Genomic DNA, 20,530 nt, shown 5'->3' with positions numbered 1-20,530 from the left:
CCAGAAGACTGGCCAAAATCAGTCTTCTTTTAATTGAAATTGCATAAATTTGTAAGAGATAAACAATATAAACTATGAGTCAAGAAGAATTATTAGTACTGATATACAAAAAAGATGAGAGGGCATTCACACATCTTTATGATATGTATTCCAAAAGTCTGTTCTCGGTAATCAATGTTTTAGTAAAAAACAGAGAAGAGGCCGAAGATGTGTTGCAAGAGGTCTTTGTGAAAATTTGGAAAAACATTGATTCTTATAACGAAAGTAAAGGACGATTTTATACCTGGATCCTTAATATTGCTAGAAATACTTCAATTGACAAACTGCGCTCCAAAAATTTTAATAACAGCCAAAAAAACCTTTCTACAGATAATTTCGTAAATCATTTTGAAGACAGCACGATACTGTCGGACAAAGTGGATACAATTGGATTAAATGAATTTGTAAAAAGACTCAAACCAAAATGTATTCAAATAATTGACTTATTGTTTTTTAAAGGTTACACCCAACAAGAGGCTAGTGACGAGTTGGCTATACCTTTAGGAACAGTAAAAACACAAAACAGAAATTGTATTAACGATCTCAGAAATTATTTGAAAGTATAATGGAAACAAAAGAATATATTGACTCAGGAATTCTGGAACTTTATGTTTATGGTTTATTAACGGAAACAGAGAGTGAAGAAGTTGCCGCAAAGGCAAAAAATAATGCTGAAATTAATTCAGAAATCATTTCGATAGAAAAAGCTATTGTAGCACTATCATCTAGTTTTTCACCTTTTCATTCGGTGGCTAATTACGAAAAAATTAAAGAAAAATTAGAGCTTAAATACGCTCCCGTAATTCAATTGGAACCTAAAAGGAATAAATTCCAATATTTAGGATGGGCCGCATCTGTAGCATTGTTAGTGGGTGTAGCATATCAATATAATGAGTTGAATCAAACTTCTTCAATTGTGGCTGCTGCTCAAGAAGACAAGGCTAAAATTGAAAAAGAATTCAACACTTTAAAAATTAAAAACACAGCGGTTGAATCAAGCTTAGCAGTAGTTCGTGATATCAAAAACACAGTCGTAAGTTTGGGTGGACAGGCAGTTAGCCCTCAGTCTTCAGCAAAGGTATATTGGAATCAAGAAACTGAGGTAGTTTATATTGATGCTGCAAATTTACCTGAACCACCAGAAGGAATGGTTTATCAAGTTTGGGCACTTAAATTAAATCCTCTCACTCCTACGAGCATTGGTTTACTTGAAAATTTTGATAAAAACGATCAAAAATTATTTGCAGTAAGCAGTGCAAGCGGTGCCGAAGGATTCGGAATCACATTAGAACCAGCAGGTGGAAGTTTAACTCCTACAATGGAACAATTATATACTTTGGGTAAAGTATAAAACCAAACTAGTTTTTAAAAGAGAAAAGGGTTCAACAACAGTTGAGCCCTTTTTTTATGCATTTATTTAGTACAGTAATTAATTACCCTGGCACCAATAATTTCGAGAAAATTTAATTCTTCTCCTTAAATCATGGCATAAATATTACGATGAACTTTAAATATTGTGATGTAACCCTCCAATAAAAAAAGCCCAACTGAAATAGTTGGGCTTTTTTATGAAGATAAGTTATAATTTACTTTTTATAATATTTTCTATACTTAGGATACGAAACTGCACCAAATAAAGCAATTCCACCCAAAGTATAATAAATCCAATTAAGGGAGTGAGCTTCTCCACTTGCATACGAGTGTAATCCTACTAAGTGAAAATTAACACCGTAATATGTAAACAAAGTTGATAAAAATGCAAACATACTCATCAGATTAAAGATCCATTTACCTCGCAATGAAGGAACAAAACGCGCATGAATTACAAATGCATAAACCATAATAGTAATTAAAGCCCACGTCTCTTTTGGGTCCCAACCCCAATAGCGTCCCCAACTTTCATTAGCCCACTGGCCTCCTAAAAAGTTACCGATAGTAAGCATGATCAAACCAATAGTCAATGCCATTTCATTGATATAAGTAATCTCTTGAATATTCAAATCCATTTTTACTTTATTTTTTTCATTGGTAAACAACATTAACAACAAAGCAACACCTCCTAAAATCATTCCTAAAGCCAACGGACCGTAACTACCAACGATTACAGCAACGTGTATCATCAACCAATACGAATTTAAAACCGGTTGCAAGTTTGCAATTTCAGGGTCAATCCAGTTTAAGTTTCCAGCAAATAAAATCATAGCGGTTACAAAAGCTGATGAAGCTACGGTAAGTTTTGATTTGCGATCAAAAGCCAATCCGAAAAACATAGTCGCCCACGCAATATAAATAATTGATTCATAAGCATTACTCCAAGGAGCATGACCAGATATGTACCAACGAGCAATTAAACCAACTGTATGCAGCGCAAAAAGAAGTCCAATGATAATGTGCATACCATTTACTGCATAATGCAACCATTTGCGCTCTTTAAAAATTTGTAAAATTGTAAATAACAACATTAAGATAGAGCCCAGCATATACCAAGTTTGCAATTTATTAAATACGTCAAACCTGTTATAGAGTATTTCAGAAGATATCCTATCTTCACTTGGCCTTACTTTACTACCAAAACGTTTTTGAAAACCAGTAATACTTTCTACCAATTCATCTGATGTTTTAAAATCGCCAGTGGTTGCGGCATTAGCTAGTGCTCCAAAATACAAAGGAAGTACACTTTTGGTATAAGTTGCCTCCATTCCTTTTAATCCTGCTTCATTCAATTCTAAAAATGAAACCCACTTATTATTCGCATCGTTAGGAATAGGGAAAATTTTCAAAATTCTACCGCTCAAAGCAGATTCCATTAAGTTAACTCTTTTGTCTGTTTCAATGAAATCCTTTTCAAATTGATTTGGATTGGCCGCATTGAATGAACTTTCTAGATATTTGGCTAGTTTATAATTTCCTTTTTCGTCAAAAAATGAAACAAAAGGTGCTACTTTGGCTTCTTTATCAACGCCGATAATTTTTCTGATACTGTCATTTCCTCTTCGTAAATGTATAATTGGAATATCAATCCAATAGTTTGCATATTGCGTCATGGATAGAAAAACTTGGTCCGAATTCATATCATTGAATGAATTACTCTGACTTACTTTTCGCAACAATTCTGAAGAAAAAGTATTAATCGGTTTCATTCTTCCTCCAGCATCTTGAATAACCAAACGGGCAAACTTCGCTGCATGTGCCTCTGAAACTTTGTTTTTCGTGATAAAAGCTAAAAGTTCAGATTGGCTTAGTTTTTTTTGTGAATGGCTTGCATGCTGTGTTGGCGTAGGCGTAGCTGCAGTTTCTTCATGCACATGACCTTCATGCTCGTCATGATTGTGTTCTTGTGCTTGTGCGAATGAACCCAAACTAAATAACAGCAATACAACAGGTAAAAACTTAGCCTTTTTGGTTTTAACAACTTCTAGTTTTCGCTTTAAGTCAGCAAAACGAGAATGCTTTGTAAATAAGATGGCCATCATAGCAAAATAAAGAATAAAATATCCAACGTAAGTAAGTCCCGTACCCCAGAAATCATGGTTTACAGAGAGAATAGTACCTTTTTCATCGGGATCAAAACCAGATTGAAAGAAACGGTAACCATCATGGTCTAGTACATTATTCATATAAATGCGTGCATCAAAAATTTCCTTGTCTTGCACGGTTACTTTACTTTCAAATGAAGAGTAACTTTTTTCAGTACCCGGATATTTTTGAGCTATAAAATCATTTAGTTTAATTTTAAAAGGCAACTCATACGCCTTACTTCCAAAAAAGAAAGTATAATCGATTTTACCAATTTTAACAGTCTTTGGTTCCCCAACTTTACCTTTTGAGCCCAATAAGGTTACAGTTTTTTCCTGACCTTCAGCAATCACTTTTACCGTTACTGCATCTTCGTGAGTTTTTGCTTTAAAATCGTTATTCGACTTATAATCGATGATTCCTTTTACCGCAGGATCTGGAAAAACAAATCGCATCTCGCCTACGCTATACAACGAACGCATCATCAATGGCTGAACATCGTCTTTTGTCACTTTACCTTGTAACTTATCAGCCATTCGCATAAAATTACCTTCAAAAGGAGTTTGAATAGTGTATTCTTTTCCAATTGTTGTAATATTAATGGCGCCATCCGTATATTTATTTAACGAAAACAAAACGTTATGAATGTTTTGAACTTCACCTTCTTTTAAAAAATGTTCGTGTCGGCCACCATCACCTGCCTCTACAATTTTTAAATAAGTAATTCCTTTTGGATCTGGTTTCACATACTCTGTTGCACCCATAACAAAATTTTCATACTGAATCTCAAAGGGTGTATCAGCAAATTTACCTGACATCGTAAAATCATTTGAGGTCACAGGTGAAAACAACACCTTTTCCTCAAAAACTCTGCGTCGCATTTGACCCTGATATTCCCCATCAACAAAAACAGTCAAAAATGTTTTCTCTGAAAAAACTTGGTTTTCAGTTGCACCTTCACGTATCGGCATAACACCTTCATAGCTTATATATCGCGTCACAAAAGCTCCCAAAATGATGAAGATGAAAGATAAATGCAGCAACAATGTCGCCCATTTTTCTTTCTTTAAAAGTTGGTAACGCTTGATGTTACCAATGAAATTGATCACAAAAAAAACATGAATGGCTTCAAACCACCATGAATTGTAAATTAAAATTTTTGCGGTATCTGTGTTGTATTTGCTTTCAATAAAAGTTCCGGTAGCCATAGCAGCAGCGTATGCAACAAACAAAAAGGCCATTAAGCGAGTTGAAAACAAAAAAGAAACTATTTTTTTCTCCATTTTTATGGGGTTATGTTTTGTAAAAGTGCCACAAAAGTACTTAAAAATGTTGACTTCGCGAATCGCACATTTGTTAATTAAATCAAAATTAAGAACACCGTTACGGCCTAATTTTTTTGAAACTAAAAGCATTACAAAACAGTACCAAAAGCGATTTGTCTTTGCAAAAATTTGCCATATTTTTTTTCTATTTTTGCATGATGATCAAAGTAGTAGTAATAGGCTCAGGAAACGTGGCACAGCATTTAATTGCCGCGTTTGAATATGAAAATTCACATGGTAGTGATGTAGAATTGGTGCAAGTTTACGCCCGAAATTCTGCAACGATTACCTCTTTAGTTTCTTGGGATCGTATTACAACCTCTTTTGAAGAGTTGACCGAAGCCGATTTGTACATTATTTGTGTATCCGATGACGCTATAGCCGAAGTAGCCTCACAAATACCTTTCAAAAATAGATTGGTAGCTCATACATCAGGAGCGGCAGCACTTCAAATTTTAAACGACAACAACCGCAAGGGCGTTTTTTATCCCCTGCAAACATTTACCAAAAACAAAGAAATTAATTTTAGACCTATACCTATTTGTATCGAAAGTGAAAATGCAACTGATTTTCATGTTCTACAAAAAGTGGGAAAAGCAATTTCAGATAAAGTAATTGCAATTAATACCGATCAGCGCCAGGCATTGCATGTAGCTGCGGTTTTTGCTAATAATTTTACCAATCATTTGTATTCCATTGCAGCAACAATTTGCCAAGAAAATCAAGTTCCATTTGACATACTTGAACCATTAATTCAAGAAACAGCAGCAAAAATACAAATACTCTCACCCATCGATGCGCAAACGGGACCAGCAAAACGCAACGATCAAAATACAATAACAACACACCTCAATTTTTTGAAAGAGGAATATCAAAAAGAAATTTATCAACTTTTAACTCAATCGATACAAGAAAATGGCAAAAAGCTATAAAGAAATAATGAATGACATCACTAGTTTTATTTTTGATGTTGATGGTGTGCTTACAGACGGTTCAGTATTTGTAACCAACGAAGGTGACATGTTAAGAACAATGCACATTCGAGATGGTTATGCTATGAAAGCCGCTATTGAAAGTGGGTATAATGTATGTATTATTTCTGGCGGAAGTAATGAAGGAGTCCGTTTACGACTGCGTAATTTAGGTCTTACAGACATCTATTTGGGAACTCCAGATAAGGTAGCTACTTTTAATGATTACATAGATATTAATAAAATAGATTCTGAGCAAGTTTTGTATATGGGTGATGATATTCCGGATTATCATGTCATGAAATTAGTAGGATTAGCAACTTGTCCGCAGGATGCGAGCCCAGAAATTAAAGGGATATCAGGATACATTTCGCATAAAAATGGTGGTAAAGGAGCAGTGCGAGATGTTATTGAACAAGTAATGAAAGTACAAGGCAAATGGATGGAACATTTTAACGGACAACACGATTAAAAGAAAAAGAAATAATAGCTTATGAATTTTCTTCGACTGATTCGCTATCAAAATCTAATAATGCTGGTAGTGATGCAATTGTTATTTCGATTTGCATTTTTTAAATGGCAATCAATACCGCTCGCACTTGCCGATTGGCAGTACCTTTTGTTGGTGGTCGCAACTGTTTGTATTGCCGCAGGTGGCTATGTGATCAACGACATTTACGATCAACAAACTGATGCTATTAACAAACCTGGACAACAAATTGTTGGGGTTACTATTTCAGAACAAAAAGCCTATAATTACTATATTGCTCTAACTACAGTTGGTGTAGCTCTTGGTTTTTATCTGTCGAATGTGATTATGAAACCTAGCTTTGCGGCTGTCTTTATCTTTATTGCTGCCACTCTTTATTTTTATGCTACTAGCTTAAAGCAAATGATACTTGTTGGAAATATTGTGGTTGCACTATTGTTATCAGTCAGCATCCTGATTATTGGTGTTTTCGATTTGTATCCAGCAACCGGCTTAGATAACCAAAAGCAAATGCGTCTCTTTTTCTCCATCATAACGGACTATGCCATCTTTGCTTTTATCGTCAATTTATTGCGCGAAATAGTCAAAGATTTGGAGGATTTAGACGGTGATTCACAACAAGGAATGGCGACTTTACCCATCGTTTTAGGCGTCGCAAAAACTAGCAAGCTGGTATTTGCGATTAGTTTTGCTCCCCTATTGATTTTGCTGCGTTACATCAACATGTATTTGATGGATTTGCTTTTTGTAGTGGTCTACCTTTTGATTTTTGTAACTGGTCCACTACTCTATTTTACCATTAAAATGTGGTCTGCAAAAAATAAATCTGATTATCATTTATTGAGTTCAGTGCTTAAATGGGTTTTGTTCTTCGGAATTATCTCAGTTGCATTCCTTAATCTAAATTTACAATACAATGCTTAAAGATAAATTAAAAAAATACCAAATAATCCTAGCATCAGGCTCCCCGCGTAGGCAGCAGTTTTTAAAGGACTTAGATTTGGATTTTGAAATTCGATTAAAAGATACCGAAGAAGTCTACCCATCGCATTTGAAAGCGCACGAAATAACAGATTATTTGGCTGTTTTAAAAGCAAATGCGTTTGAAAATGAAATACCCGAAAATGGTATTTTGATAACAAGCGACACCATTGTATGGCATAAAAACCAAGCATTAGGAAAGCCAAAAAATGAACAAGAGGCCATAGCAATATTACAATCACTTTCTAATAGTTCCCACGAAGTAATAACGTCTGTATGTTTTAAAAGCAATGAAAAAACGACTGTTATTCATGAATATAGCAAAGTCACTTTTCATAATTTAACCGAAGCGACAATACGATATTACGTAGAAAACTATAAACCCTTCGACAAAGCGGGTTCCTATGGCATTCAAGAATGGATTGGTTTTATTGGAGTTGAAAAAATTGAAGGATCGTACAATAATATAATGGGCTTGCCAACTGATAAAGTTTTTGATTATTTGAACCAATTACCTTAAATCTTATGAATTTATCCATTATTCAAGAGTATTCTCGAGAGATAATAGCAAGCGGAATAACTGCAATAGTATTTATTATTTTACGTATTGTAACTACTAAATTAGTGCGTCGTTATGCGCAATCGAACCAAACTATTGAACACCGAACCAATTTGGTTATCAAATACTTGCACTTATTTTTAAATATTTTGGTGGTAATTGCACTAATTATCGTTTGGGGAGTTCAAGCAAAAGATATCATAATTGCACTGAGTTCCTTTACAACAGTTGTAGGTGTTGCTATGTTTGCGCAATGGTCTATTTTAAGTAATATTACCTCAGGGATTATTTTGTTTTTTTCGTTTCCGTTTAAAATTGGTGACGTAATTAAAATTCATGACAAAGACTTTCCTATTCAAGCAGAAATTGAAGACATAGGCGCTTTTCATGTTTTTTTGCGCACAATTGATGGTGAGAAAATAATTTTTCCAAACAATTTATTACTACAAAAAGGAATTTCTATCCTTAAAAATGAATTTCACGATCAAGATTTCATTGATTAGCGGAGCAATCAATCGTAATTGTTACCTTAAAAGAAAAGTTAAAATTCTATAACTTTCAATCCTAAATATGTAAATACTTAGTTTTTTTTTTTATTCATCTTTGCTCTTTAAAAATTTAGTTTTATAACTTTAGTAATTCTAAAAAAAGATAATATGAGCAACTCGATGCAATTCCCTTTTTACGCAAAACTAACTTTCATTTTACTAGCATTAATTTCGCTGCTATTTTTATTTTATATTGGTCAAGGGATTCTCGTGCCTATAATCATGTCATTTTTGTTCGCTATTTTACTATATCCAATAGTACAATTTTTAAAAACAAAATTACGATTCCCTAACGTACTTGCTGTAATGATTGCTGTACTCCTTTTTGTCCTATTCTTTGTGGGGTTGTTTGTTTTTCTTTCTTTTCAAATTAGCGATTTTACTGAGGATTTTGATAAAATAGAAAAAAACTTAACCATTCATCTGGCAAATATTCAGGATTACATTCGCGCCAACTTCAACTTAAGTTCCTCTGAACAAAAAGAATATATTGATACTGCAACTGAAGATTCTATGGAAAAAGGAAAAGAAATAATAGGAACAACGCTAATGTCATTCACAGATACGTTATTAAATCTTACGTTAATTCCAATTTATACTTTTCTAATTTTATTGTATCGTACCCATTTCTTGATGTTTTTAGCAAAACTAGTCAGTAAAGAAAACCATGCTCAATTAAAAGATATTTTAACCAACATCCGAATGGCCATAAATAGTTACATCGTTGGCTTAATCATCGAACTAATTTGTGTGGCAACCATGACAACCATTGGCTTTATGCTAATTGGAGTGAAATATGCTATTTTACTTGGAATCATAACAGGCATCTTAAATTTGATTCCGTACATCGGGATTTTATTTGCAGGGGTTCTAAGCATTGTTGCATCCCTTACCGGTTCTCCAGACTTGTCAGTAATCGTTGGAGTGATTGTTGTTACTGTCGTGGTACAATTGATCGATAATAATATTTTAGTACCCATGATTGTAAGTTCGAAAGTAGAAATCAACGCTTTCATATCAATTATAGCCATCATTATTGGAGGAGCAATTGCTGGTGTTTCGGGAATGTTTTTGGCTTTACCGATATTAGCTGTCCTAAAAGTAATTTTTGACCGCATCGAATCATTAGAACCTTGGGGATATTTAATGGGCGATCATCTACCTAAAACCTACACTTGGCGCAATATTAAACTACCTCTATTTGACTCCGAAGAAGATGCTGAACCAAAAACTAATGTCATTAAAACAGATGTGCCGGTGCCGGTATTTACTGAAACTACAACCATAACAGATGTAAATACCCCAAAAACATAGTATCTTAGCAATCGCTTCAAAAATCGTACTACAAAAGAAAATTCTCTGTTTTGTACCCATTCATTATTTGTAGGCGCAACTATGTCATGAATACGTTTTTTAAAATAATGTTATGCGTGCTGTTCTTTTTTGGAACAACAATTTCGTTTGGGCAAAAAAGAGAAGGCAAAAAGGATTCGACGACAATAGCTAACAACATAACTTCATTTTCGAAAAAAAATAAGTTTAACAAAATCCTGCACAAATTAGTGTTTAAGAGAAATACCATTCGCAGCAGAAGCACACCAAAAATTCAAAAAAAATACAGCCCATTTGAAGGCAAAATTATTCGTAAAATAAACATTATCACGCTCGATCCCTTTGGATATTCAGATACTGATACACTTAAAAAACCAACTCGATGGGCAGAAAAAGTGGGGAACAGAGCGCACATCAAAACCAGCCGATTGGCAATTCTTAATTTACTTTTAATTAAGAAAAACAAGGCTTTCGATTCCTTACTTGTGCGAGAATCTGAGCGTTTAATTCGAGCGCAACGGTACATAAATAGGGTAGATATTACACCCGATAGTAGCACAACTAGCCCCGACTCTGTTGATGTAACCATTCGCGTGTTGGATTCATGGAGCATGCTTCCGCAAGGATCGCTATCTAGCTCGAGAATCAATTTTGAATTGAACGAACGAAATTTTTTAGGTTCCGGACATCAGTTCCAAAATAAAATCACTAACCGCTTTGAAGATGGTAAAACGGCCTATGATGTAGGGTATCGTATTCCGACAATAAAAAATACCTTTGTTAGTACTGATGTTAAATACAGACTAGATTTAGATGGATACTACAACAAAAGTGTAGCACTCGAGCGCCCATTTTACTCGCCTGTAGCCAAGTGGGCTGGTGGTATTTTTATAGAGCAAAACTTCAGAAAAGATACGCTACCGGATGTTAATTCGGTTTTTGAATTTCAAAATTTCAAATTTAATACACAAGATTTTTGGGTTGGTAGAGCTTTTCAAATTTTTAAAGGTCAAACGGTAGACGATCGAAGCTCTAAACTGGTGCTAAGCGGACGTTTTTTAAATATTCAATACAGCGAAAGTCCGTCGGCTGTTTTTGATCCTGATAATTTTTATGCCAACGAAAAATTAGCATTAATTGGATTAGGTATTACGTCACGACGATTCGTAAGAGACCGATACATCTTTCAAAATGGTATTATTGAAGACGTCCCAACCGGAAAAATATATGGTTTAACCGCGGGTTACCAAAATAAAAATCAAACAAATCGCTTTTATGCAGGCGCAAGAGCTGCTTTCGGACACTTTTTTGAATGGGGATTTTTAAGTACAAATATAGAGTTAGGCTCCTTTTTTGATGGATCGAAAACCCAGCAATCAGCTTTTACTTTCGAAGCCAATTATTTTACCAACTTAATGAGTATTGGAAAATGGAAAGTCAGGCAATTTATAAAACCTCAAATTGTTCTAGGTGCTCACCGATCTAGTATTATTGGAGACCAATTATCAATCAATCAAAATGAAGGCATAAGTGGTTTTAACACGGCACAATATGGAACTCAAAAAGCATTAGTAGTTTTACAAACACAAGCCTATTCACCATGGAAATTGTGGGGATTTAGATTAAATCCGTATTTAAACTATTCGCTAGCGACATTAGGAAACAGTAATAAAAGTATTTTAAGTAGTAAAGCCTACTCTAAGTTAAGTGTCGGATTCATTATTAACAACGACTATTTAGTTTTTAGTGCATTTCAAATTTCTCTTTCGTACTATCCTTCAATTCCTGGCAATGGTACTAATATATTCAAAACAAATGAATTAGAAACCACTGACTTTAGATTACAAGATTTTGATTTGGCCAAACCTAGAATAGTCAATTATAGATTGTAAATTAAATACTTTCCGATTAAGGGATCAAAATTAGCTATAACCAAAGCAGAAGAAAAAAGAATCTAAGCTCTAAAATTTACTGCTTTTAAAAAATTTTACATCGATGATAAAGGAATTATCAAAGATTAAAATGTTTTTTCAGATAACATTTCATTGATTTGCAAACACTTAAAAAACTATATGGGAAGAAATTTTAATTCTGGCACAGTTGTTGGAATTTCGAAAATAGAAATATTTCAAATACGCAATTGCACTTAATTTTATACCTTAAAATCACATATTATGAAAACATATAAACTACTCGCTGTTGCACTACTTCTTTTTGCAAGCAGCACAATAGAAGCACAAGTATCAGTAAACGTAAACATCGGTCGAGCACCTCAATGGGGACCTGTTGGTTATAACGATGTCTCTTACTACTACATCCCAGACATTGAAGCCTATTATGATGTACGCGCCACTCAATTTATTTATTTTGGCGATGGTAGATGGGTTCGCTCAAGATCTTTACCATATAGATACCGCAACTTTGATTTGTATCGAGGATATAAAGTTGTATTAACCGATTATCGTGGATCAAGACCTTATGCTAATTTCAAAACACATAAAGTTAAATATTACCATGGATACAGAGGACGTCCACAACGTAACATAGGTAGAAACGATCGTGATGTATATGTTACTAAAACCTACGTTGACAAAAGAAAGTATTATGATAGAGACCATGACAGAGGAAGAGGTCATGACGACCACAGAAAAGGTGGCCGAGGACACGACAACCACGATCGAGGCGGAAGAGGTCATGATAGAGACTAACTTTTCAGGTAACACAACAAGAAAGAGAGAGAACCAAAGCTGTTTTCTCTCTTTTTTTTGTTAAAAAAACATTGTAACATTAAAGAAAAGTGAAAACATTTCTACAAAAAATATTTAATTCCTACATTTGAAGCTACTGCCAACTAAATTTTAAAAGAATGTTTAAAAAACTAGTTCCATTATTTACTTGTTTCCTATTTTGTGCTCCTACCCTACGCGCTCAACAACCCGCCAAATTAAATAGTGTAGAAATTTATAACCAAATTGAAAAATTAAATTTTTTAGGATCAGTGCTTTATATTGCTGCACATCCTGATGATGAAAACACACGATTGATTTCGTATTTGGCTAACGATCAAAAAGCAAGAACAGGTTATTTATCATTAACCCGAGGTGATGGTGGACAAAATTTAATAGGAACACAACTAAGAGAATTATTAGGAGTGATTCGAACTCAAGAGCTTATTGAAGCTAGAAAAATTGATGGAGGAGAACAGTTTTTTTCTCGTGCTAATGATTTTGGTTTTTCTAAAAATCCTACCGAAACTCTTGCTATTTGGGATAAGGAACAAGTTTTAGCAGATGTAATTTGGGCTATCCGAAAATTTCAACCTGACGTAATTGTAAATCGATTTGACCATAGATCACCAGGTACCACACACGGACACCACACCGCATCTGCCATGTTAAGTGTTGAAAGTTTTAAAGAGGCTGCAAACCCAAATCGTTTTCCTGAACAATTAAAATGGGTACAACCCTGGCAAACCAAACGACAATTTTTTAACACATCGTGGTGGTTTTATGGCACTATCGAAAAATTTAATGCTGCCGACAAAACAAATCTAATTGCTTTACAAACGGGTGTTTATTTCACGGGTATTGGCAAATCAAATCAAGAAATTGCAGCTTTGAGTCGTAGCCGTCATCAATCGCAAGGATTTGGCAGTACGGGCGCTCGAGGTGAAGAAACAGAGTATCTTGAATTTATCAACGGTACACCTTTACAAGATAAAAAATCACTTTTTGAAGGAATTGACACCTCTTGGAATCGCGTTAAAGGCGGCAAACCGATTGGTGAATTATTAACTGCTATTGCCAAAGATTTTGATCATAAAAATCCAGCGGCAAGTATTCCCGCTTTAACTAAAGCATACAGCATGATGACCGCTTTAGGTGACAAACAGTGGGCTCCTTTGAAAGCTGCTGCAGTAAAAGAATTAATTGCAGCCTGCGCAGGCTTGTATCTTGAAGCTGTTTCACCTGCTCAAGAAACAACTCCTGGAAGTGTTTTGAAATTAAAAATGGAGGCTATCAACCGAAGTAATGCAACTTTACTATTGCAAAGTGTAACTACACAACCAGAACAAAATACGACCACAATAGAGAAAGATTTAAAAAATAATGTACTACAAAATTTTTCAATCGACTTAAAATTACCAGAAACAACAAACTATACTTTCCCTTACTGGTTGAATGAAAACGGAACTGTTGGCATGTATGCTGTAAACAAGCAAGAAAACATTGGAATTCCTGATATTATCCGCGAAGCGAAAGTGATTTTTAACCTTCAAGTTAATGGAGTTACACTTCCTTTTGAACGCACTGTAGTATACAAATACAATGATGACGTAAAAGGAGAAATCTACAACTATCTTGATGTAGTGCCAGACGTTACCACATCAATAACAGACAAAGTTGTGCTTTTTAGAGACAATAAATCCAAATACATCGGAGTAAAAATTAAAGCGGGCAAAGATGCTGTGAAAGGAACTTTAGCGCTCGAAGTCCCAAACACCTGGAAAGTAACTCCAACTACTATTCCGTTTGAAATTGCCAAAAAAGGCAGCGAGCAATTGGTATTTTTTGAAGTCACAGCGCCACAAAATGCTACTGAAGGTTTTGCAAAAAGTGTCGCAACCGTAAACGGCAAACGATTTGACAAAGAGCAAATAATCATCAATTTTGACCATATAACCAAGCAACAAGTATTGCAAACAGCGCAAACGAAAATAATTAAAACCGATTTAAAATCCTTTGGTGAAAAAATAGCTTACATCATGGGCGCTGGAGATGAAGTTCCTAATAGCTTATCTCAATTAGGTTACAGCGTAACCATTTTAAAGCCAGATGCAATTACACCTGAAAGTTTAGAATCGTTCGATGCAGTAATTACTGGCGTACGTGCTTACAACACCGTAAATGAACTAAAAAACAAACAAAAAATTCTTTTCGATTTTGTAAAATCAGGAAAAACGATGATTGTGCAATACAATACTTCTTCTGACTTAGTAACTGATGAACTTGCGCCATATCCAATAAAATTATCAAGAGATCGCGTAACCGAAGAAGATGCCGAAGTTCGTTTCTTAACACCTAATCACCCTGTTTTAAATTTCCCAAACAAAATAACAGTGGCAGATTTCAAAGGCTGGAAACAAGAGCAAGGTTTGTACTACCCAAGTACCTTTGACAAAGCTTTCACACCAATCATATCATCAAACGATCAAGGTGAGTCCCCAAAAAATGGCGCTTTATTGGTAGCGCCTTACGGAAAAGGACATTACATTTACACAGGGCTAAGCTTTTTTAGAGAACTACCTGAAGGTGTAACCGGCGCCTATAAATTATTGGCCAATATGATCTCAATTCAACAAACCATAACGGTACCTGAACAAAAAATAAAGCCTTAAAACAAAACCATGGAAACCAAAAAACCAAAAACCTGGAAAAAAAACTATACTTGGGTGCTCCTAGCCAACGCGCTCTACATTTTGATCTTTTGTCTTATTATGAAATTATACGCCTAAACTATGCAATTATTTGACTGGGTTATCCTTATTGTTACCTTACTTTTTATTGTTATTTACGGCGCTTGGAAAACCAAAGGCAGTAAAAATGTTGAGGATTTTATTTTAGGAAACAACGAAACTCCTTGGCATGTAGTAGGACTTTCGGTAATGGCCACACAAGCCAGTGCAATCACTTTTTTGTCAACTCCTGGGCAAGCGTATCATGACGGAATGGGATTTGTTCAGTTTTACTTTGGTTTACCAATAGCCATGGTACTTATCTGCGTTACCTTTATTCCTTTGTACCACAAATACAAAGTATATACCGCTTATGAATATCTAGAAAAACGTTTTGATTTAAAAACCCGTTCGCTGGCAGCCATTTTATTTTTGTTTCAAAGAGGTTTAGGTACGGGACTAACGATTTACGCACCAGCAATTATTTTATCGGCTATATTAGGGTGGAATCTTACCTACATGAATATTGTGATTGGTGTTTTGGTGATTATCTATACTTTTTCAGGAGGAACAAAAGCGGTAAACGTGACCCAAAAACAACAAATGTTTGTGATTATGTCGGGAATGTTTATTACTTTTTTCTTGATCTTGTATTACTTACCTAATGATATGACATTTACAAGTGCTTTGCATATTGCTGGGGCAAATGATAAAATGAATATCGTAAATTTCTCTTTCGATCCAGAGGAAAAATACACTTTTTGGAGCGGAATCACAGGAGGATTTTTCTTGGCCCTAGCCTACTTTGGTACCGATCAATCGCAAGTTGGTCGCTACTTATCAGGAAAATCAGTGCGTGAAAGTCAAATGGGACTCATCATGAACGGACTCTTAAAAGTACCGATGCAGTTTTTCATTTTACTAACCGGTGTCATGGTATTTGTATTTTTTCAATTCAATCCAGTGCCTTTGAACTTTAATCCAAACAATAAAGCCCTCATTGAAAAATCAGCCTACAAAGGCGAATACAACGCTCTTGAAAAGAAATTAAACGAACTTTCAGAAGATAAAAAGGTAATCAACTTATTATACATCGATCAGTTAAATCAAGATTATGACAATCCGATTTTAAGAAAAGAATTAGTAGCGCTATCCTCAAAAGAAAAAGACTTACGCGATCGCGCCAAAGAAATTATTTCTAAAGCCGATAGCAACAGCGAAACCAACGATAAGGATTATGTGTTTTTTCATTTTATTCTGAATTATTTACCAAAAGGTTTAATTGGCTTGTTGTTAGCAGTTATAATCTCAGCGGCCATGTCATCAACAGCATCGGGATTAAATGCTTTGGCCTCAACAACAGCAATTGATATTTACAAGAGAAACATTAAAGAAGAAAAATCAGAAAAACACTATTTGTACGCAACTAAATTCTTCACGCTTTTATGGGGTGTAATCGCTATTTTATTTGCCTGCGTGGGAACTTTATTTGAAAACTTAATTCAGTTAGTCAACATCATTGGTTCTATTTTTTACGGAACGGTGCTAGGAATATTCCTCGTTGGTTTTTACAGTAAAAAAGTACAATCAAAAGCAATATTCTACAGCGCAGTAGTTTGTCAATTAGCGATTTTTGTGATTTACTACTATGCTATTTACATCTACCCGAGTGGTCAAGAAAAACTGGGTTATTTATGGTTAAACTTTATTGGTGCAATGGGCACAATTGTACTTTCACAGTTGTTGCAGTACACGATTTTTAGAAAAGAAAAGGTACTAGAGGCGTAATAGATAATTACTTTTTTATTTTAATATAGCTAATTTTGAATATACATAAATTCGTAAACTTAAAAACCGATTACATGGCAATTATGGTGAGTAGTATACTACTTTTTGTAGTGCTCATCATATTGTTCAGTATCGAAATTTTTATTTTTTGGGGAATTTTTGGAGAAGGCGCAACAGCAAGTAGAATTGCAGAAATTTGGTATGTTAAATTAATTTTAGACTATTTACCGTTTGCTACTATAATTGGATATTTGGGGCTTAAAACTTTTGCAAACTATAAAAGCAAAAAATATATTGAATACAAAACGAACATAATTACATTAATAACTTTGATTCTTATATTTTCTTTTAGATCTAAAATTCTAAATTAAAGATTGTGGCAAGAACATATAAACAAAACTGAAAAGTATTGACAAAAATTAATGTTGCCGTTTTAGAAATAGCTAACAAAGCTTATTTAAAAATTTTAGTGGATAATCAGGAAATAGTGATTAAACACAAATTCTGCCTAGGAGACAAATCTATATTGGGAGCCCTAATTTTCTTGTTCGGTGGTTTCTTTTTAATGGTTGCTCCTTTTTTTAAAACTTCTGACATACTTTCAAAAGTTATTGGAGTTTCAATAGGATTACTTTTTGTTATACTTTCAACAATGACAATAATTCGCCAACTTGTAGATTGTATTCAAATCACAGAAAAATATTTAATTTTTAGATATAATCTCAAAGAAACCAAAATACCTTTGAACGGTAATCTACAAGTAAAAATGAAAACAGAAGTCAATAAGATAAGTCGTGTTGGAAAATTGGGTTCCGACTTTATCACAATTACTCATTTTATGCAAGTACAAAATATTGCTACTCCAATCTTACAATTTCAAATGCCAAATTCAGAAGCAGACAACGCTAAAAAATTAGGACTTGAAATAAATAAAATTATCAATGCAAAATTTAATCGTCAAATCACAAAGACTGACGATTAGAAAACCTATAAAGTCCTCCCTCAATAATTTATTTAAACTTAATTTGAAGTTAGGATGATTTCAAAAATCCAATTAATAAACTCCAGACTCAATTTACAACAACGAGCTACAAAAAAATCCCGCCTCGATTTACCGGACGGGATTTTAAAATTCTTATTGCACTCGTTTAGCTTTTACTCCACTCTGCAATACTATCTTTATTCATTTTTACGTAATCTTGGTTTTTAGCTGCTTCTGCCGCTGCTAATGATAGTTTTGCAGTTTCAATAGCACCTTTTTTATCACCTAATTTAGCTTGAATTAACGATTTTAATCTGTTATACCAAAATGGTTTTTCTTTCGTCATGTCTAATGCTTTGTTCACATATTCTAATGCTTTGTTAGCGTCGCCATTAGATTGAAACAAAAATTGAGAAGCAGAGAAATAATCTCCTGCAGCTGGACCCGCCAAAACTTTATTGATGTTAGCTGTTGCTTTTTGTTGCGTTGGTACTTCAAATTTTACTGCTGCATATGAGTTTTCCCAGTACATTTCAAGAAATGCAAAATTGTTGTCGATATTGCTCAAACCAATTGTAAAAGTTTCTACTTTTTTATTTAAAGTCTCAGGTTTTACTGTAGTTCTCAAAGCAACATTTTCTTCTTTCCACTCTGCTGGATTTCCCCAGTTATCCGTTGTTTTGTAAAAAATCACTTCCCAGCTTTCAATTTTTGGAACAGTAAACAAAGAGTAAGTCCCTTTTGCTAAGGTTTTACCATCAATAACTACATCATCACCAAAAGAAACTGTTGTGTTTTCGTTTGCACCTGTTCTCCAAACTTTTCCAAACGGAATTAAGTTTCCAAAAACTACACGTCCTCTAGCGCTTGGTCTAGAATACACAATCTCTACATCAGTTAAACCTACTGATTGTGATAAAGTTGCTTTCGGACTTGATTGTGGTGTTTTTAATTGTGCCTCAGCACTCAAACCGCTAACAATTAAAGCTAGCGCAAGGATTATTTTTTTCATTGTTTTTTAATTTTTTTGTTGCCCAAATTTACAAATTCAAGACCGAGGAAATGTTAAATATTCCTTAATTTCGAGTCTATTTGCTGAACGGTTTGAAAACTCAACTCTTTAAAATCTTGCACAATTACATCGGCCAAAGCCAAATCTTGTGCTTCAGAATGCAAACTGTTGTAACCAATACAAAGTAAACCGGCCGCCTTTGCAGCTTTCACGCCATTGGTACTATCTTCAATTACAATACAATTTTCTTTTGGAGCAATTGATAAACTGGCTGCATGCTCAAAAATAGCTGGATGCGGTTTTGATTTCGGGAAATCCTCGCCGCTTACCACATGAGTAAAATAATCATGGAGTTTAAACCGACTAAAAACGCGCTCGATCGTTACTTTTGAAGCTGATGAAGCCAAAATCAATTGCATTCCATTAGTATGCAAATCTTTAATCAATTTTTCTACTCTTGGCAACAATTCTAAATCGATTTTGGTATCAAAAGCATCATTAAAAATGGTACGCTTGCGCTGAATCAAATCTTCTACTTCTTGGTCAATTACAAAAAGTTCTTTTAATTTTTGAAACGTATTGCGCGTTGAAAATCCTGTAAATGAAGTATACATTTCTTCGGTTACAGTAATATTTAACTCTTCAAATTGCTTGAAATAAGCATAGCGGTGTACCGGCTCTGTATCAACGATTACGCCATCCATATCAAAAATTACTGTTTGGATCATTTTAAATTATGAGTTATGAATTATGAGTTATGAATTATTATGTACGAATTAGTAATAACTGAATAAAGAAATAAAAAGTCAATCCTATTTTTTAATCAAATAACGAATCACCGTTTCAGCAGCATACAACCCAAACAAACCTGGCATATAACTGTTGGTTCCGTAAAACGACTTTTTAAAATTAGAGCCGTCGGTCATTCTTAAACTAGATTCGTCTTGAATTTCAGAAGAAAAAACGACTTTTAATTTGTCTATTTTGACTTCTTTTAAACGCCTGCGAATAGTTTTAGCAAAGAAACAATTCACAGTATTAGTGATATCGGTAACCTTTACTTTCGATGCTTCCATTTTTCCACCAGCGCCCATACTACTAATAATTTTTACTCTTTTGCGTTTGGCCGCTATGATCAAGTTTAGTTTTGGAGTTACACTGTCAATGCAGTCTAAAACATAGTCAAAATCAGGAGTAACAATTTCAAAAGCACGCTCAGGCGACAAAAATTCTTGCACTCGCGTTAGTTGTAATTGGGGGTTGATGTCTTGCAAACGGTCTCCTACAACTGTAATTTTTGGTTGTCCTACTGTAGAGTGTAAAGCTGGTAATTGCCTGTTGATATTAGTTATATCTACCACGTCACCATCAACAATTGTCATTTTACCCACGCCTGCCCTAGCTAAAAATTCAGCAGCAAATGAGCCTACACCGCCCAATCCTACCACGAGTACGTTTGCATTTTGTAAATTAGTCAGACCTTCTTTTTTAAATAAAAGTTCTGCTCTCTCTGTCCATTCTGCCATTCTATT

18 protein-coding genes are annotated in these 20,530 nt (G+C 34.4%); 14 read left to right on the top strand and 4 right to left on the bottom strand.

All coding sequences use genetic code 11. The features are described 5' to 3' along the window. Positions 1–74 precede the first annotated feature (74 nt). Both KBJ98_RS08165 and KBJ98_RS08160 read left to right on the top strand, forming a co-directional pair. The gene (locus tag KBJ98_RS08165; protein ID WP_210789369.1) at positions 75–605 is read left to right on the top strand and encodes an RNA polymerase sigma factor; all 531 of its coding nucleotides are present in this window, start codon (positions 75–77) and stop codon (positions 603–605) included. Next, positions 605–1,390, top strand: a complete 786-nt coding sequence (locus KBJ98_RS08160; protein WP_210789367.1) for an anti-sigma factor — start codon at positions 605–607, stop codon at positions 1,388–1,390. The genes KBJ98_RS08165 and KBJ98_RS08160 overlap by 1 nt, the downstream gene beginning before the upstream one ends. 235 nt (positions 1,391–1,625) lie before the next feature. Here KBJ98_RS08160 and ccsA read toward each other — a convergent pair whose 3' ends face one another. Next, positions 1,626–4,838, bottom strand: a complete 3,213-nt coding sequence (gene ccsA, locus KBJ98_RS08155; protein WP_210789365.1) for a cytochrome c biogenesis protein CcsA — start codon at positions 4,836–4,838, stop codon at positions 1,626–1,628. 200 nt (positions 4,839–5,038) lie between these two features. Between ccsA and KBJ98_RS08150 the strand changes: the two genes are divergently transcribed. The 12 genes from KBJ98_RS08150 to KBJ98_RS08095 all read left to right on the top strand — a co-directional run bounded on the left by KBJ98_RS08150 (position 5,039) and on the right by KBJ98_RS08095 (position 17,986). After that, positions 5,039–5,812, top strand: a complete 774-nt coding sequence (locus KBJ98_RS08150) for a Rossmann-like and DUF2520 domain-containing protein (RefSeq protein ID WP_210789668.1) — start codon at positions 5,039–5,041, stop codon at positions 5,810–5,812. Then, a complete protein-coding gene (locus KBJ98_RS08145; protein ID WP_210789362.1) occupies positions 5,796–6,323 on the top strand; it encodes a KdsC family phosphatase in 528 nt (175 codons plus the stop codon). The genes KBJ98_RS08150 and KBJ98_RS08145 overlap by 17 nt, the downstream gene beginning before the upstream one ends. Positions 6,324–6,344: 21 nt before the next feature. Then, positions 6,345–7,265: a geranylgeranylglycerol-phosphate geranylgeranyltransferase gene (locus KBJ98_RS08140; protein ID WP_210789360.1), complete on the top strand. Its 921-nt coding sequence runs from the start codon at positions 6,345–6,347 to the stop codon at positions 7,263–7,265. Next, positions 7,258–7,842, top strand: coding sequence for a Maf-like protein (locus tag KBJ98_RS08135; RefSeq protein ID WP_210789358.1), 585 nt, complete (start codon positions 7,258–7,260; stop codon positions 7,840–7,842). Before KBJ98_RS08140 ends, KBJ98_RS08135 begins: the two co-directional genes overlap by 8 nt. 5 nt (positions 7,843–7,847) lie before the next feature. Continuing rightward, positions 7,848–8,384, top strand: coding sequence for a mechanosensitive ion channel domain-containing protein (locus tag KBJ98_RS08130; protein ID WP_210789356.1), 537 nt, complete (start codon positions 7,848–7,850; stop codon positions 8,382–8,384). Between the two features lie 153 nt (positions 8,385–8,537). After that, entirely contained in the window at positions 8,538–9,743 is a 1,206-nt protein-coding gene (locus KBJ98_RS08125) for an AI-2E family transporter (RefSeq protein ID WP_210789354.1), read from the top strand. An 86-nt stretch (positions 9,744–9,829) separates the two neighbouring features. Beyond that, positions 9,830–11,653 (top strand): hypothetical protein, encoded by a 1,824-nt coding sequence (locus KBJ98_RS08120; RefSeq protein ID WP_210789352.1) that lies wholly within the window; start codon positions 9,830–9,832, stop codon positions 11,651–11,653. Between the two features lie 282 nt (positions 11,654–11,935). After that, positions 11,936–12,469: a hypothetical protein gene (locus tag KBJ98_RS08115; RefSeq protein WP_210789350.1), complete on the top strand. Its 534-nt coding sequence runs from the start codon at positions 11,936–11,938 to the stop codon at positions 12,467–12,469. Between the two features lie 158 nt (positions 12,470–12,627). Further along, the gene (locus tag KBJ98_RS08110; RefSeq protein WP_210789349.1) at positions 12,628–15,159 is read left to right on the top strand and encodes a PIG-L family deacetylase; all 2,532 of its coding nucleotides are present in this window, start codon (positions 12,628–12,630) and stop codon (positions 15,157–15,159) included. Positions 15,160–15,279: 120 nt separating this feature from the next. Next, the gene (locus KBJ98_RS08105) at positions 15,280–17,004 is read left to right on the top strand and encodes a sodium:solute symporter (protein ID WP_210789347.1); all 1,725 of its coding nucleotides are present in this window, start codon (positions 15,280–15,282) and stop codon (positions 17,002–17,004) included. A 74-nt stretch (positions 17,005–17,078) separates the two neighbouring features. Further along, positions 17,079–17,375 carry a hypothetical protein gene (locus KBJ98_RS08100; RefSeq protein WP_210789345.1) on the top strand — a complete coding sequence of 99 codons (297 nt, stop codon included), beginning with the start codon at positions 17,079–17,081 and terminating at the stop codon, positions 17,373–17,375. Positions 17,376–17,413: 38 nt separating this feature from the next. Beyond that, complete coding sequence (locus tag KBJ98_RS08095; protein ID WP_210789343.1) at positions 17,414–17,986, top strand: hypothetical protein; 573 nt, start codon at positions 17,414–17,416, stop codon at positions 17,984–17,986. Positions 17,987–18,152: 166 nt separating this feature from the next. Here KBJ98_RS08095 and KBJ98_RS08090 read toward each other — a convergent pair whose 3' ends face one another. The 3 genes from KBJ98_RS08090 to KBJ98_RS08080 all read right to left on the bottom strand — a co-directional run bounded on the left by KBJ98_RS08090 (position 18,153) and on the right by KBJ98_RS08080 (position 20,524). Then, complete coding sequence (locus KBJ98_RS08090) at positions 18,153–18,998, bottom strand: DUF2911 domain-containing protein (RefSeq protein ID WP_210789341.1); 846 nt, start codon at positions 18,996–18,998, stop codon at positions 18,153–18,155. A 53-nt stretch (positions 18,999–19,051) separates the two neighbouring features. Continuing rightward, positions 19,052–19,726: an HAD family hydrolase gene (locus KBJ98_RS08085; protein ID WP_210789338.1), complete on the bottom strand. Its 675-nt coding sequence runs from the start codon at positions 19,724–19,726 to the stop codon at positions 19,052–19,054. Between the two features lie 84 nt (positions 19,727–19,810). Continuing rightward, the gene (locus KBJ98_RS08080; RefSeq protein WP_210789336.1) at positions 19,811–20,524 is read right to left on the bottom strand and encodes a tRNA threonylcarbamoyladenosine dehydratase; all 714 of its coding nucleotides are present in this window, start codon (positions 20,522–20,524) and stop codon (positions 19,811–19,813) included. Between the last annotated feature and the right edge of the window lie 6 nt (positions 20,525–20,530).

The organism is Flavobacterium erciyesense (assembly GCF_018069925.1).
GTDB classification, from domain to species: Bacteria; Bacteroidota; Bacteroidia; order Flavobacteriales; family Flavobacteriaceae; genus Flavobacterium; species Flavobacterium erciyesense.
Note: the sequence above shows the minus strand (reverse complement) of the source record. Positions and strands in the feature narration are given on the sequence as shown.